11 protein-coding genes are annotated in these 16,231 nt (G+C 63.3%); 7 read left to right on the plus strand and 4 right to left on the minus strand.

Annotated elements, in window-relative coordinates; translation table 11 throughout:
- Window positions 1–8: 8 nt before the first annotated feature.
- Window positions 9–1,469 (minus strand): aminotransferase-like domain-containing protein, encoded by a 1,461-nt coding sequence (locus C2L64_RS11935; protein ID WP_007730915.1) that lies wholly within the window; start codon window positions 1,467–1,469, stop codon window positions 9–11.
- A gap of 404 nt (window positions 1,470–1,873) precedes the next feature.
- On the opposite strand from C2L64_RS11935, the gene C2L64_RS11940 reads away from it, so the two are divergent.
- From C2L64_RS11940 to C2L64_RS11970, 7 genes are all read left to right on the plus strand, one after another.
- A complete protein-coding gene (locus C2L64_RS11940; protein ID WP_090836067.1) occupies window positions 1,874–2,554 on the plus strand; it encodes a VOC family protein in 681 nt (226 codons plus the stop codon).
- Between the two features lie 25 nt (window positions 2,555–2,579).
- Window positions 2,580–3,485, plus strand: a complete 906-nt coding sequence (locus C2L64_RS11945; protein ID WP_007587885.1) for a DMT family transporter — start codon at window positions 2,580–2,582, stop codon at window positions 3,483–3,485.
- Window positions 3,486–3,549: 64 nt separating this feature from the next.
- Window positions 3,550–4,746 carry an aminotransferase-like domain-containing protein gene (locus C2L64_RS11950; protein WP_007587886.1) on the plus strand — a complete coding sequence of 399 codons (1,197 nt, stop codon included), beginning with the start codon at window positions 3,550–3,552 and terminating at the stop codon, window positions 4,744–4,746.
- Window positions 4,747–4,867: 121 nt separating this feature from the next.
- Window positions 4,868–5,332: a RidA family protein gene (locus C2L64_RS11955; protein WP_007587888.1), complete on the plus strand. Its 465-nt coding sequence runs from the start codon at window positions 4,868–4,870 to the stop codon at window positions 5,330–5,332.
- 234 nt (window positions 5,333–5,566) lie between these two features.
- A complete protein-coding gene (locus tag C2L64_RS11960; RefSeq protein WP_007587890.1) occupies window positions 5,567–6,457 on the plus strand; it encodes a PhzF family phenazine biosynthesis protein in 891 nt (296 codons plus the stop codon).
- A 530-nt stretch (window positions 6,458–6,987) separates the two neighbouring features.
- Window positions 6,988–9,354 carry a bifunctional diguanylate cyclase/phosphodiesterase gene (locus tag C2L64_RS11965; protein WP_007587892.1) on the plus strand — a complete coding sequence of 789 codons (2,367 nt, stop codon included), beginning with the start codon at window positions 6,988–6,990 and terminating at the stop codon, window positions 9,352–9,354.
- Between the two features lie 174 nt (window positions 9,355–9,528).
- A complete protein-coding gene (locus tag C2L64_RS11970; protein WP_407671688.1) occupies window positions 9,529–10,764 on the plus strand; it encodes a chromate transporter in 1,236 nt (411 codons plus the stop codon).
- A 43-nt stretch (window positions 10,765–10,807) separates the two neighbouring features.
- Here C2L64_RS11970 and C2L64_RS11975 read toward each other — a convergent pair whose 3' ends face one another.
- The 3 genes from C2L64_RS11975 to parC form a co-directional block, all read right to left on the minus strand.
- Window positions 10,808–12,829 carry a site-specific recombinase gene (locus C2L64_RS11975; protein ID WP_202949477.1) on the minus strand — a complete coding sequence of 674 codons (2,022 nt, stop codon included), beginning with the start codon at window positions 12,827–12,829 and terminating at the stop codon, window positions 10,808–10,810.
- A 438-nt stretch (window positions 12,830–13,267) separates the two neighbouring features.
- Window positions 13,268–13,726 (minus strand): CopD family protein, encoded by a 459-nt coding sequence (locus C2L64_RS11980; RefSeq protein ID WP_007587898.1) that lies wholly within the window; start codon window positions 13,724–13,726, stop codon window positions 13,268–13,270.
- Between the two features lie 180 nt (window positions 13,727–13,906).
- The gene (parC, locus tag C2L64_RS11985) at window positions 13,907–16,228 is read right to left on the minus strand and encodes a DNA topoisomerase IV subunit A (RefSeq protein WP_090836068.1); all 2,322 of its coding nucleotides are present in this window, start codon (window positions 16,226–16,228) and stop codon (window positions 13,907–13,909) included.
- Window positions 16,229–16,231: the final 3 nt, after the last annotated feature.

Here is a 16,231-nt window from a genome sequence, read left to right on the forward strand (position 1 = left end):
TGTGGCCCTCAAGAAGCCCGCCGCGCGACGCCGTCCAGATAGCGGCACAGGAACGCGGGCAGCGCCGGGTCGCCGCAATTAGCGACGTTGAAGCGCATCCAGGTAGTCGGCGACTGGTGCGGCGAGAACAGGCTTCCCGGTGTCAGCAAAAAGCCTTCCTCGTGGCCGGCGGCCGCCAGCGCATCGGCGTCGACGCCCGTGTCGGCCCACACGAACATGCCCGCCGCGGGCGTCTGAAACATCCGCAAGCCCGTCTTTTCGAGCATCCGCACGGATTTGTCGCGCACGCTGTCGAGCCGCGCGCGCAGCCGCTCGACGTGCCGCCGGTAGTGCCCTTCCGTCAGAATCTTGTAGAGCACGCGCTCGTTCAGTTCGGGCGTCGTCATGCCGACCAGCATCTTCTGGTCGGTGACGGCCTTCGCGACGTCCAGCGACGAAGCGATGAACCCGACCCGCAGATTCGCCGCCAGCGTCTTCGAGAAGCTGCCGAGATAGATCACGCGCTTCAACTGGTCGAGGCTTGCGAGCCGCGTCGCGGGAAAGCCCGGTGGACACAGATCGCCGTAGATATCGTCTTCGACGACGATGAAGTCGTACTCCTCCGCGAGCCGCAGGATGCGAAACGCCTGCGCCGCCGTCAGCGACGTGCCCGTCGGGTTCTGCAGCACGGAGTTCAACACGAGCATTTTCGGCCGCCAGGTCTGCACGAGCGTTTCCAGCGCATCGAGATCGGGGCCGTCCGGCGTGTACGGCATGCCGACGAGGCGCGCGCCCTGCGATGCGAAGCGCCCGAACATCTGGAACCACGCCGGATCACCGACGATCACGGAGTCGCCCGGCTGCACATAGAGCCGCGCGATCAGGTCGATGGCCTGCGTGATGCCCGACACGAGCACGATCTGCTCCGGCGACGCGCCGATCTCCAGCTCCTCGAGCCGCGTCTGCAACTGCTGGCGCAGCGGCAGGAAGCCTTGCGGCGTGCCGAAGCCGAGCATCTGCGCGCCGCTTTGCCGGCCGAGCGTGCGCAGCGCGCCCGTGATCAGCTCGCCGTCGAGCCAGCGCGCTGGCAGATAACCGAGGCCGGGGCCGCGCTCGGGACGCGTCGACGTGTGCAGCATGTTGCGCAACAGCCAGACGACGTCGATCGTGCTCGGCGCGGGCGCCGCGTCGGGCGCGGCGGCGCGGCGCTCGACGGGCAGCGGGCCGGACGCCAGCCGCTCGCGCACATAAAAGCCCGAGCCGCGCCGCGAATCCAGATAACCCTGCGCGACCAGCCGCTCGTACGCCTCGACGACCGTGAAACGCGACACGCCTTTATCGAGCGCGAGCTTGCGGATCGACGGCATGCGCATGCCGGGACGGAACACACGCTCCTCGATGCGACGGCGCGCCCACTGGACGAGCTGATCGACGAGCGTCAGCGCCGAAGCGTCGTGAGGAGCGGGAATCAGGTCGAGCGGGACGGACATGGCGAACTCCAGCTGGGTGCTGCAAGGGCAACGTCGGGAACGGCGCGCAGCGGGCCCTACCCGTTGCGAGGACAGAAGTCCATCAGACGCGCGGACAACTGTACCGAATAGTATCGAGGCGATTGTACCGTTACTGTGCCGGTCACTGTCGGTACATTTGAATCGACGCTCAGCCTCTTGCGACTGATTTCCGACCCGTTTTTTACCCGGTTTTACCCGTTTCAGCCCCATTTGCGCGCTCCATCCGACGCGGCGCAAAGCCCGCTGATACCGGCCGTGCCGCACTGCGCATGGTCCGGCTGCAAGCCGAACGGTATTCTTACGGATTAGCCTGGTCGCCGGCACGCGAACAGACAGTTGCCTGCCGCAGCGGCCTTCAGCAGAACGACCGTCCACTTGCAGCCATGACCGCACAAACGCTACGCATCGATCACCTCGTTGTTTCCGCCCGCACCCTCGACGAAGGCACGCAATACGTCGCCGACACGCTCGGCATCGCGCCGTCGGGCGGCGGCGCGCATCCGTCGATGCGCACGCACAACCGGCTGCTCAACCTGTGGGACGGCGCGTATCTGGAAGTGATCGCAATCGATCCCGACGCGGCGCAATCCGCGGACGCCCGTGCGCGACTCTTCGCGCTCGACGATCCCGCCGTGCACGCGCGCCTCGCGAAAGGTCCGTATCTGTCGCACTGGGCCGCGCGCGTCGAGCGGCCGAAGAATCTGGCGCTGTGGCAACAGCAGTATCCCGAGCGCATTTCGACCGTCGTGCCGATGACGCGTGGCGATTTCACGTGGAGCCTGACGGTCGCCGACGACGGCGCATTCCCGTCATGGCAAGGCGTGGGCGACGGTGTCGTGCCGTCGCTGATCCAGTGGGACACGCCGCGCCATCCCTCGGACTTGCTGCCGGAAACCGGTCTCGCGTTGAAGGCGCTGAAGGGCTGGCATCCGCAGGCCGATGTCGTCGCGCAGCAGTTGCAATGGCTCGGCGCGGCTCATCTGATCGCGCTGGAAAGCACGGACGGTGCGCCCACGTTGGCAGCTGAAATCGAAACCCCGGGCGGACTGCGTACGCTCAAATAACCCCAAACATAGAGAGACAGAAGCAATGAAGCGTGAAACCCAGGGCATGCTGCTCGGCCTGATTGGCGTGGTGATTTTCAGTCTTACGCTGCCGATGACCCGCATCGTCGTCGCCGAATTCAGTCCACTGCTGAACGGCCTGGGCCGCGCGCTCGCCGCTGCCGTTCCCGCCGCCGTGCTGCTCGCAGTCCGCCGCGAAAAGCTGCCGACGTGGCCGCAACTGAAAAACCTTGCCGTCGTGTCGCTGGGCGTGATCGTCGCGTTTCCGGTGTTTTCCGCGTGGGCGATGAAGACCGTACCGGCTTCGCACGGCGCGGTTGTCAATGGCTTGCAGCCGCTGTGCGTCGCCATTTATGCGGCCTGGCTGTCACACGAGCGTCCGTCGAAGGCGTTCTGGACGAGCGCCATCGTGGGCAGCGCGATCGTCATCGCGTTTGCCTTGCAGGCGGGCGGCGGCGCGCTTCAGTCGGGCGATCTGCTGATGCTGGTCGCCGTCGGCATCGGCGCGCTCGGCTATGCGGAAGGCGCACGGCTCGCGCGGCAGATCGGCGGCTGGCAGGTGATCTGCTGGGCGCTCGTCGTGTCCGCGCCGTTCCTGCTGATTCCCGTCGCGTGGCTCGGCTGGGAACAGCACGTCACGCATCCCGGCCCCGTCGCGCTGAAAACGTGGCTCGCGTTTGGTTATGTCACGGTGTTCTCGCAGTTCATCGGCTTTTTCGCGTGGTACGCGGGGCTCGCCATGGGCGGGACGGCGCGCGTCGGCCAGGTGCAACTGCTGCAGATCTTCTTCACGATGGCGTTCTCCGCGCTCTTTTTCGGCGAGAACGTCGCGCCCATCACGTGGATTTTCGCGGCGGCCGTGATCGCCACCGTGATGCTGGGTCGCAAGGCCGCCGTGCATACGGCCGTGCGGCCGGTTCGCGCCGCCTGACGAGTTCGCGCGATAATCCTTCTTTTGACCGACCACCTGTTCCTGCTACAACGACGAGGAGACCATGAATCAAAGCGACCTCAATGCCCCGACCTGGCAATTGTCCGAACGCGCTCGCAAGCTGACCAGCTCGGCGATTCGCGAAATCCTGAAGGTCACCGAGCGGCCCGAGGTCATTTCGTTCGCGGGCGGTCTGCCGTCGCCGGCCACCTTCCCGGCGGAAGAAATGCGTGCGGCCTCCGACCGCATCCTGCGCGATTCGCCCGCCGCCGCGCTCCAGTACAGCGCGACGGAAGGCTATCTGCCGCTGCGCGAATGGGTTGCGCAACGCTATTCGGTGAACGGCGCGCAGATCCGTCCTTCGCAGGTGCTGATCACGACGGGCTCGCAACAGGCGCTCGATCTGCTCGGCAAGGTGCTGGTCTGCCCGGAAAGCCCGGTGCTCGTCGAAACGCCGACCTATCTCGGCGCACTGCAATCGTTCTCGATGTACGAGCCGCACTACGTGCAGGTGCCGACGGACGATAACGGCCTGATCCCCGAAAGCCTCACGCCCGAGCTGACCAAGGGCGCGCGCCTGCTGTACGCGCAACCGAACTTCCAGAATCCGACGGGGCGCCGCCTGCCCATCGAGCGCCGCCGCGCGCTCGCCGAGTTTGCAAAAACTGCGCCCTTCCCCGTCATCGAAGACGATCCGTACGGCGCGCTCGACTATCGCGGCGAGCCGCTGCCGACCATGCTGTCGATGTCGCCCGATCACATCGTGCATCTCGGCTCGTTCTCGAAGGTGCTGGCGCCGGGCTTGCGCATCGGCTACATCATTGCGCCCGAGGAACTGCACTTCAAGCTCGTGCAAGCCAAGCAGGCGACGGATCTCCACACGCCGAGCTTCACGCAGCGCATCGTGCATGAAGTCGTGAAAGACGGCTTCCTCGATACGCACGTGCCGAAAATCCGCGCGCTGTATCGCGACCAGTGCGAAGCGATGCTCGGCTCGCTCGAGCGCTACATGCCCGAAGGCGTGACGTGGAACCGGCCGGAAGGCGGCATGTTCATCTGGGTGACGCTGCCGAAGCACATCGATTCGATGAAGCTGCTCGAAGAAGCCGTCGCGCAAAACGTCGCGTTCGTGCCGGGCGGTCCGTTCTTCGCGAACGAACCACAGCACAACACGCTGCGCCTGTCGTTCGTGACCGTGCCGCCCGCGAAAATCGACGAAGGCGTCGCACGTCTCGCGGAACTCATCCGCGCGCGCGTCTGAACACCCGCTGTAAGATGCGCCATCGCGCGCCTCTCACGGCGCGAGCGCGCGGCCAACAGCGAATCGCTATCGGTCGCGCGCACGCTTCACGATTCTTTCCATTCATCGACGAGGACACGTCATGGCTCAATCGAATGTGTATGACAAGCTGAAGGAACTGGGCATCGAGTTGCCCGTCGCGGGCGCGCCCGCTGCCGCGTATGTGATGAGCGCGCAAAGCGGCAACACGGTGTACCTGTCGGGTCACATCGCGAAGAAGGACGGCAAGGTGTGGGCCGGCAAGCTCGGCGACAACGTCAGCACGGAAGAAGGCAAGACGGCCGCACGTTCGGTCGCGATCGATCTGCTCGCGACATTGCACACGCATGTCGGCGACCTGAACCGCGTGACGCGCATCGTCAAGGTGATGAGCCTCGTGAACTCGACGCTCGATTTCACCGAGCAGCACATCGTCACGAACGGCGCATCGGAACTGATCGCCGACGTGTTCGGCGAGCGCGGCAAGCACGCGCGTTCGGCATTCGGCGTCGCGCAGATTCCGCTTGGCGCATGCGTCGAGATCGAACTGATCGCCGAGGTGCAATAAGCGGCGCGGAACCACGCGCGAGGCGTTCGTTGTTGCGAGCGCTTTCGTCACGAATCAGTTCCGACGCTAACGCGCCGTCGATGATGTGAAAGCGTCATCGGCGGCGTTTTTTTTATCTGCGTTTTTTATCTACGTTCGACCTCGCATGCGCGTCGACGTTGTGCCGTCACAACACGGCACGCGAACATCGCACTGCGCACAAACCCCAGGTCAAACACCGAAAAGGGACACACGATGCAAGAGCAAACCGTCCGTTTCAAACAGGTCGATGTATTCACGTCGGTGCCGTTCAAAGGCAATCCGCTCGCGGTGGTTTTCGATGCGGACACGCTCGACACCGAACAGATGCAGGCCATTGCGCGCTGGACGAATCTGTCGGAGACGACGTTCCTGCTAAAGCCGACCGACCCGTCGGCCGATTACCGGGTGCGCATCTTCACGACGGGAGGCGAGTTGCCGTTCGCCGGCCATCCGACGCTCGGCAGCGCGCACGCCTGGCGCGAAGCGGGCAACCAGCCGAAGCAGCCGGGCCGCCTCTTCCAGCAATGCGCGGCGGGCCTGATCGAACTGACGGAAGACGATAGCGCGCGCAACGTGTGGGCATTCGCTGCACCTCCCGCACGCGTGACGCCGCTCGCGCAGAGCGAATACGCGGCGCTCGCCGACGCGTTGCGCAGCGATGCAATCGATTACACGGCGCAGCCGTGCGGGGTCGACAATGGTCCGAAATGGCTCATCGTCCGTATGAAATCGGCGGACGCATGCCTTGCGCTCGATCCCGATGCAGCAGCGCTGCGGCGTGTCGCGCAAACGGCAGGCGCGCTAGGCCTTGCGGCTTACGGCCCCCATGATGCAAATGGTCCGGCAACTTTCGAGTTGCGCTGCCTGCTATTGGGCGGCAACCTCGGTGTAGGGGAAGACCCTGTCACGGGCAGCGCGAACGCCGCGGTCGCGGGGCTGCTGACCACGCAGAACATGCGGCCCGGCAATCAATACAGCGTGCGCCAAGGCACCGCGCTCGGCCGCGCCGGCGATGTCCATGTCCGCTACGACGATGCAGCAGGCAAGATTTGGATAGGTGGCGCGTCGGTGACGATTGTCGACGGCACATTTCGTCTGCCGTGAAACTGCAGGCGTAATTAATGGGAATGAGCGGCGACTGAATTGACATTTGCGCGTCACCTGGATGTTCTAAAAATCCACTCGATGCGCACAGATAAAATGCCCCAATCCAACGCTAATGCGGCCATTCATGCACACTGCATGAATGGCCGCATTGCCATGATGGCTGTCGAACTACCATTGCGGCAATCGATCATGCTTGCCGCGGTTTCGACAAAATCTTTCAAACGCCCGCCTGATGCGCCTGTTCGGGCAATGCACGCGATTGGCGCAAACGTTGCCCCGTATGCCCGCCAGGGACAGCGTATACCCGATGCGCCAGCCCTTCCTTAATTATTGCCCATTCAGTAATATCAAATCGTAACTGATGACCAATGGGTGGTCTGGCTCGCCACCACGCCCCTGCTCCCACGTCGCGAATGCGGCGTGTCAATCGTCAAAGCAGCCGGTTGCTTTAACATTCGCGCAGTCAACCGAAACGCAAACACCGCAACACAAGCACAGCCGCAAGGCACAGGGTCACGGTCCAGCCGATGAATCAGTTCCGCCACGCTTCCGCCCGCGACGTCAGGCATCGCCTCGATCCGGCGGGAACCCGCCGACGCGCGCTGCTCGCGATTCCCGCGCTCGGCGTGCTGGTGCTCGTGCTGCTGTGGACCGTTATCTTCGCGCGGCTGTCGGTTGAGAAGGAAACGACGTACCGCGAAGCGATGGCCTCGGCGGCGATCTTGTCGGCGGCACTCGAACAGCACACGGTGAAGGCGATTCACCAGGTCGATCAGATCACGCGCTTTGTCAAATTCGAATTCGAAAAAACGCCGGGACATTTCGATCTCGGCAGTACGGTTGAAAAAGGCGTCGTGCAAAGCGAAACACTCGTGCAGGTTTCGCTGATCGATGAGCACGGCAAGCTCATCGCGAACACGGCAGATCCCAATCCGAAACCGATCGACCTGTCGGACCGCGAGCACTTCAAGGTGCACGAGCACGAGAACGACGACCAGCTGTTCATCAGCAAGCCGGTGCTCGGCCGCGTCTCGGGCCATTGGACCTTGCAGATGACGCGCCGTTTGAATCACCCCGATGGTTCGTTCGCGGGTGTCGTGGTGGTATCGGAAGACCCGAGCTATTTCACGAGCGACTTCTACAACAACGCCGCTATCGGACGTGAAGGCGTAATCGCGGTGATCTCCGACAGCGGCGCGGTGCTCGCACGGCGCACGGGCAACGCCGACCATACGCAAGGCGTGTTCACGGCGACGGGCGTCTATCCGACCTCGGAGCATGTGTCGGGCACCTACATCGATTCGATCGACAACGTCACGCGCATCGTGTCGTACCGGCATATCGACGGCTATCCGCTCGGCGTGCTGGTCGGTCTGTCGCAGGCCGAAGAATTCGCCGACTACAACCACACGCGCAACGTCTATCTGCTGATGGCGAGCTTTATCTCGCTCGCGATGCTCGGCTTCTTCGCCGTCGCCACGGGTCTGATCGGCAAGCTGCTGGGACGCGAGCGCGAGATGACGCATCTCGTCGAGTTCGATCTGCTCACGGGCCTGCGCAACCGCTATTCGACGTTGCAGAGCCTGCGTCACGACGTGGCGCAGCCGGCCAACCTCGGGCATCTTGCGATTCTCTTCATCGACCTCGACAACTTCAAGACCGTCAACGACACGCTCGGCCACAACGCCGGCGACATCGTGCTGCAGATGACAGCCGCGCGTCTCGCGGATGCCGTCGCCGATGCAGGCGCGTTGTCGCGCATCGGTGGCGACGAGTTCGTCGTCGTGATCAAGGGCGAAGATGTCGAGAAACGCTCGGTGACGCTCGCGGAAGCGATCGCCGACGTGTTCGCGAAACCGTTCGAAGTGCGCGGCAGTTCGTTCGTACTGCATGCAAGCATCGGCATCGCGCTCTACTCGGTTACGAACGAAAGCGAAATCGACCTGCTGAAAAAAGCCGACCTCGCGATGTACAGCGCGAAGGACGCGGGCAAGAACTGCTATCAGTTCTACTCGCCGCATCTGTCGCATCGCGCGGACCATCTGATGAAGTGGGAACAGCAGCTACGCGTCGCGCTCGCCGACCAGCAACTGTTCCTTGCCTATCAGCCGAAGATCGATCTCGCGCGCCGCTGCATCACGGGCTTCGAAGCGCTTGTGCGCTGGAATCATCCGCAGCACGGCCTGATTCCCGCAAACGAATTCATCCCGGTTGCCGAATCGACGGGCCTGATCGTGCCCATCGGCGACTTCGTGATCCGCACTGCGTGCCGGCAGCTCGCGCAATGGCAGCAACAGGGTTACGACACGCTGTCACTCGCCGTGAACATTTCGGCCGTACAGTTCTGGCGCGGCGATCTGTTCGAGACGATCTCGCAAGCGATCGAGGAAACGGGTATCTCCGCGCGCCGCCTCGAACTCGAAATCACCGAGACGGCGATGATGGAGTATCCCGATCTCGTCTCCGAAAAGATCTTCGCATTGAAGCGGCTCGGCGTGCGCATCGCGCTCGACGACTTCGGCACCGGCTATTCGTCGCTGTCGTATCTGAATCGCTTTTCGGTCGATACGCTGAAGGTCGACCGCTCGTTCGTGCAGGCCATTCCCGGCGACCGCAGCGTGTGCGTGATGGTGACGGCCATCGTCAATCTGGCGCGCTCGCTGGGGCTGACGGTGGTGGTCGAAGGCACGGAGACGGAAGAACAGATTGCGTGGCTCGCGGCGTTGGGGCACATCGAGGCGCAGGGTTTTCTGTTCTCGCGTCCCGTGCCCGCTGACGCCATTCCGGCGTTGCTCGAACGCTTCGGCGTATGCGGCACCACGCGTCATGCGCACGCGAGCGACGTTGACAACAGCGACGCCGCGAGCACCAGCACGAGCAACGAATCGGCCTGAGCGGAGCGGCGCGCTTCCGCGCGGCGCCGCTGCTGCCAGGCATTGCGCTGGCAAACGATAAGCGGTATCGACACACATCGGGCGAACGCGCTCGACCTCGCATGACCTCAGCGCGCGCGGTCGCGGCCATCGGCAGTGCGCGCCGGATAAGAAACCAGCCCAACAGGTGTTCACATGCAGCCAGCCCGGCAGATGACGGCGCTCCATGCGCCGACTGGAGACGAAGCCACGCGATGCCACGAGCGCGAGCCGCTCTGGACGCTCTTTCGCGTCGTGTTCGGTTTGTCCGCGCTATCGTGGGGCGGACTCGCGCTGATGGCGCAACTGGAGAACCACTACGTCGAGCGCGAGGAGCGCCTCACGCGTCTCGCGTACTCCGACATCGTCGCCCTGGCGTGGATGGTGCCGGGTCCCGTCGGCTGCAACGTCGCGGTGCAGCTCGGCCATGTGCTGCGCGGACGCGCGGGCGCGTGGGTCGCGGGCATCGCCAGCGTCCTGCCCTTCTTCATGCTGATGACGGCGTTCGCGATCTTCTATCGCACGCCGATCGTGCGCGAAGTCGCCTCGCAGACGCTGCTCAATCATTTCAGCGTCGTGCTCGCGACGCTGATCGGCGTCACCTGGTACAAACAGACGCGCGCGCTCGTGCGCGGGCGGCTCGAATGGACGGCAGCCGTGCTCGGCAGCATCGCGCTGGTCGGCGCGCATACGCCTGCCGCGTATATCGGCATTCTCGGTGCGGCATTCATGTCAGGCTGGGTGCGCAGCAATGCGCGCGGCGCACGCCTCTCGACGACGCTCAGTGCCGGCGACTGGCGGCTGCTGATCGGCCTGTGCGTGTTGCTGCTGATCTTCGCGGTGCCGCTGCCGCATCGCTATGAACTCGCGCTGTTGTGGCCGCGTCTCGCGGGTGCGGGGCTGACGCTGTTCGGCGGCGGCTTCTCCGCGCTGCCCGCGTTGAAGACGCTGTTCGTCACGCCCGCGGTCGGCGTGACCAACAACGACTTCACGCTGGCGTTTTCGCTATCGCCCTTGTCGCCGGGGCCGCTCTTGAACGTGGTGCCGTTCTTCGGCTATCTGGTCGAAGGATGGCGCGGCGCGCTGATCGCGACGATCGCGCTCTTCGTGCCGTCGGGCTGCCTCGTTGTGCTCGCGCAGCGCCACCTGCATCAATTGAAGACGAACCCGCGCTTCGAGCACGGCATGCGCGTGCTGCGCGCGGTGACGACCGCGTTTCTGGCCGTCGCGGTGCTGCGTATCGTACGCAATGTGCCGTTCGAACCAGCGTATCTCGTGACGGCGCTGTTCTCGGGCGTGTGCTTCGCAAAGCTGAAGCTGCCCGTGTATGCAGTGTATGGGACGGTTGCTATCGTGTGCGGCGTGTGGCTGTACGTCGGGCACATGACGTGACACTGCCTTCCTGGTGCAATGGGCAGCATCGGGAACGACTGTCTCAGGCGTCCTCGGTCAGCGTGGCGTGTTGCGTCGATCGCCTGCTGGCTCGCTTCCGCTTGCCCATGCCCGCGCCCATCGGCGGCAACAGGAATTCGCCGGGGTGCCTGATCAGCCGGCGCAGCACGCAACGCATCAGTTGCGCGCGCTGGGAGAAGGCGATGTGCCGGGATCTCAGCGCGACGGCGAACGCCAGCGTGAAGCTGACGAGCAGATTGACGAGCCCGATCAGCGCGGTGCCGATCACTGCCGGTAACAGCACGTCCGGTGGCACCGAAAAATCCTGCGCGGCGGTCGCAAAGCCGATGTAAGCGGACGAGAACGTCACATGGCGAATATCCAGAGGCAGGCCGAAGAGCGCGCCGAGGGCCCAGACACCCGCAAGCATGAAGCCAAAAAACAGATTGCCCGCCAGTGCGCCCAGGTTGCCTTCCACGTAACGAGCCACGCGCTGCAAACGTCTTTTCCCGAGCAGGCGCTGAGCCCACTTCAGCCCCGCCACCCGTTGGGGAATGCGGTTATACGCGCACACATTGTCGAAATATCCGGCGATCTGCCCTGCGAGAAACAGGCATATCCCCGCGGCCGCCGCGTAGAACAGCGTTTGCGCGGTGGGATTCGCATCGTGCAGCAGGTGCATCGCCTTCGTCTGATCGATGTAGTGATGTCCCGTCGCCGTCCGGTACGCCATTGCGATCAGCATCGCAACGGGAACGGCAAGCATGATATTGCCGATGATGGCCGCCGTCTGGCTGCGGATGGTCCGTGCAATCAGCGTGGTGAGCGCTTCAAGATTGTGCGCTGTGCGGCTGCTCGCATCGATGACAGCCGCGATTGCATGAGCCGTCATGGCCGGCTGCTTGGTGGCGACGGTCCCGTGCAGAATATGGATCAGCATGAAGCCGAGCCCGTAGTTCAGGCCGAATCCGATGGCCTGGTCGAGCGGCGTCCAGTGCGCCATGCTCAACGGAATCTTGATGGCCGCCATGAAGGCGACGATAAAGCCGGCGCCAAATGCGGACTTGAGCAGTGCAAGGTAGTCGAGGCGGCCAGCCGTGATGTAGTGTTCGCCGCTGTGGCCTGAGTTTTCGGTGATCCGCAAGGCCAGTATCTCGACGTTCTGGCGTATGAAGTCGCGTACATCGTCCTTGCGGCACACGGCTTCGATCAACTCCGACGCGAGTTGCGCGATGCCCGGAATGGCGTCGCTGCCGTTGCTGCCGTTACGGCAAGCTGCAGCGTCGGATAGGACGCGTATCAGGCTGCGCGAGCGGGCAATGTGTTGTTCGAGTCTGCGCAATTGCAACGTCAGGGACAGGCTCGTGCCTTCGCGGGCGACCCTCGCGTGGATTCTCTCGCCGTACGCGCGGCACTGGTCGAATGCTTCGAGCACGGCCTCCGCTTTGTGACCCGCCACGTATCTCCCGCCGGCATGCGATGCCGCTTCGAGTTGTTCGAGGTAAGCCAGCATGCTCACGTTCTGCTCCATGAATGGAGAAGAACGCTGTTCAAGCGAAGGTTCGAGTCGCAGGAACTCCGGATCCAGGCCGATCGCCGCGACGCGATAGGAGAGCACGCGCAATGCCTCGCTCATCTGGCGCAGCGTTGCGTTCTCGACTGACGCCCCAGGACGCGCTTCAAAGCGCATCGCATGCAGCAATTCGCCCCACACGTCGACGCCAACGCCCTTCACCCAGATGTGATCGGACGAACGATGAAACACGGTTGCAACGGCGTCACGCAGACAATTCAGATCGACGATGTCCGGAAGGATTGCGTGCCGGAAAAAACGGTGGCTCACTTCGGTGAAGAAGCCGTTGTTGGGAAAAATCCCGGTATCGGCATAAAGCGAGACCTGTTTGCGGCCCATGACGAGATGCATGACGGCCCGCCGCAGACCGACCCGGTATGCCTCGTTTTCGCTCAGCAGGAAACACAGCGCATGGATGGCCTGGCGTGCCGCATTGAAATCGTTGGGGCGGCGTGGGCGAAGACATTCGACCAATCCGATCAGGAGAGGCATAGGGTCTTCTTGCGGCTCGACCAGCTTTTGGATAAGGTCGTCCAATGTCATGTTGCAGTCGTGCTCATACAGCGAAATGAGAGGAAAGGTTGAGTCGCGAAACCCGCGAGCCGGTGAAGCGAGGCGACCGTCAACATGGCGATCGTTCACACGGCCATATGACGCATATGGCACGGCGAATCCACTGCGAGCAGTGACGAACGTGATTTGCTGTGAATGCGTGGAGGGGGGGCGATGGCGTTTTACTCACGACATTGGCGCGTATCGTCGTGAGAATTATACGTTACGTTATTTCGGATAACGTATTAACGTATTCGAAAACTGTATTAGCAGTTTTGGGAATCGAAACACGGGTAATCAGAGCGTACGTGCCGGGTGCCAAACAAAAAGCGCCGCGAAAGCGGCGCTCATGTGTGGTCGGCTGACGCGTCGCCGCGCTCAGAACCCGCGCGACAACGCTGCCACACCAATCGTCACGACGCCCAGCACCAGATTGACGACGACGAGCCGCCGCACGGTCGCGACGGCGCGCGCGCCATCGGGCCATTTCTGCGCCTGCACCGCGCGACGGATACGCGGAAAGACTGCGAAGCGGATATGCCCAAAAATCAGCATCATCACGATGCCAATACCGGCCATCGCGTGAAGCTGCCAGGTGGCGTGGCCACCGCCGAACTGCATCAGCAGGAAGCCGCCCGTCAGCAGAATGACCAGCACCGACACGCCGACCCAGTTGAAGAACCGGCCAAATACCGATTCCCACAGCGGCAGACGCAATTGCGGCGAGAGGTCCTCGAGTGCCGGACGCAGGCAGAAATGCGCGAATACCATGCCGCCGATCCACACGGCGACACCCAGCAGATGCAGAAAGAGCGCGACTTCAATCGCCTTGTTCATAGTTGTTTTCCTTTGCCGATGTAGCGCGCTGCCGTTATGTCCTGTCGAAACACGCGGCACTGACATGCGCCAATGACCGCGTTCGACTCGTGACATTATGCGCAGTTCATTCGCTGCGCTGTTTTCTTCGTTGTTTTTGTGTTGCGCCGTGAGACACCCCGCTCACGGCGTTTGCCTGCGTTACGCGCCCAACACCGGACGCAGCGACGTCACCTCTTTCAGCTTCGTGTCCGGCGAGCGGCCCTTGCGGGCACGCTTGCCGACATTCGGAGCCAGCGCGGCACCCGACAACTGCTCTTCGGTTGGCTTGTTGCGGTACATGCCTTCCAGCACGACGCCTGCCTTGGTGATCGCGAGCGCCTGCGTCAGCGATTCGTTCGGATCGAGCGCCATCAGGATCACGCCGCGTCCGCCGCCCGACAGCGTCTTCATCTCGTCGAGGCCGAACACCAGCAGACGCCCGCCGCCCGACAGACACGCCATCTGCGTCGCATCGGGCAGCATCGGCATCGGCGCGAGCGGCGTCGCGCCCTCGTCGATCGTCATGAACGCCTTGCCCGCCTTCACGCGGCTCACCATGTCACCAACCTTCGCGATAAAGCCAAAGCCGTTCGACGACGCCAGCAACAGCGCCTGCTCCGCCGTCGCCGCGTAGTAATGCATCAGATGCGTGCCCGATTCGAGCTCGATCAGCGACGTGACGGGAACGCCGTCACCACGGCCACCCGGCAACTGCGACACCGCGACGGAGTACACGCGGCCCTTGCTGCCCCACGCGATCAGCATGTCGGGCGTGCGGCACTGGAACGCGGCGTAGAGACCGTCGCCCGCCTTGAACGTGAAGCCGGCGGGATCGAGCCCGTGACCCTTCAGCGCGCGCACCCAGCCCTTCTGCGACACGACCACCGTCACCGGCTCGTCGACGACGCGCACTTCGAACGTTGCGCGCTTTTCCTGCTGGATCAGCGTGCGGCGATCGTCGCCATATTGCTTCGCGTCTGCTTCGATTTCCTTGATGATCAGGCGCTTCATCGCCGATTCGCTGCCGAGCAGCTCTTCGAGCTTGGCTTTCTCGTCGCGCAGTTCGGACAGTTCCTTCTCGATCTTGATCTTCTCGAGGCGCGCCAACTGACGCAGCCGGATTTCAAGAATGTCCTCAGCCTGACGCTCGGACAGACCAAAGGCTTCGATCAGCGCCGACTTGGGTTCTTCGGATTCGCGAATGATGCGGATGACTTCGTCGATATTCAAAAAGACGATCATCCGGCCTTCGAGGATGTGAATCCGGTCGTTGACCTTGGCGAGACGATGCTGCGTGCGGCGCGTGACCGTCGTGAAACGGAAGCCGACCCATTCGCGCAGGATCTCGCCGAGCCCCTTCTGACGCGGCCGGCCATCCGCGCCGACCATCACCAGATTCAGCGTCGCGTTCGATTCGAGGCTCGTATGCGCGAGCAGCGTGGTGACGAACTCGGCTTGATCGATGGTGCGCGACTTCGGCTCGAATACGAGACGCACGGGCGCATCCCTGCCCGACTCGTCGCGCACGGCGTCGAGAAGACCGAGAAGCGTCTGCTTCGTCTGCAACTGTTCCGGCGTCAGTGACTTCTTGCCAAGTTTGATCTTCGGATTCGTCTGTTCCTCGATCTCTTCTAGCACCTTCTGGCCGGATGTATACGGCGGCAACTCGGTAATGACGAGCTGCCACTGCCCGCGTGCGAGATCTTCGATCTTCCAGCGCGCGCGGACCTTGAGACTGCCACGACCCGTTTCGTACGCCTGCGAGATTTCCGTGTCGCTCGAAATGATCTGGCCGCCGCCCGGGAAATCCGGGCCGGGCACATGCTGCATCAACTCGGCGTGCGTGATGTGCGGATGACGGATCATCGCGACGGCGGCCCCAGCGACTTCGCGCAGGTTGTGCGACGGGATTTCCGTCGCCAGACCGACCGCGATGCCCGACGCGCCGTTCAACAGCACGAACGGCAGACGCGCGGGCAGCAGCTTCGGCTCTTCGAACGATCCGTCGTAGTTCGGCATGAAATCGACCGTGCCCTGATCGATTTCGTCGAGCAGCAGTTTCGCGATTGGCGTGAGACGCGCTTCCGTGTATCGCATCGCCGCCGCGCCGTCGCCATCGCGCGAACCGAAGTTGCCCTGGCCGTCGATCAGCGGATAGCGCATCGAGAAGTCTTGCGCGAGACGCACGAGCGCGTCGTACGCCGACTGGTCGCCGTGCGGGTGGTATTTACCCAGCACGTCGCCGACCACACGGGCCGATTTCACGGGCTTCGCGTTGTCGGCGAGACCCATCTCGTTCATCGCAAAGAGGATGCGGCGCTGTACGGGCTTCTGGCCGTCGCAGACGTCGGGCAGCGCGCGGCCCTTCACCACGCTCACCGCGTATTCGAGGTACGCGCTTTCAGCGTAGTCGCCAAGCGTCAGCACGTCGCCTTCGGGCGCGGCCGGCTCGGTGAAAAGATCGGGAGTGTTGTCGTCCATCTA

Origin of the sequence: Paraburkholderia hospita (assembly GCF_002902965.1) — a bacterium.
Classification (GTDB): domain Bacteria; phylum Pseudomonadota; class Gammaproteobacteria; order Burkholderiales; family Burkholderiaceae; genus Paraburkholderia; species Paraburkholderia hospita.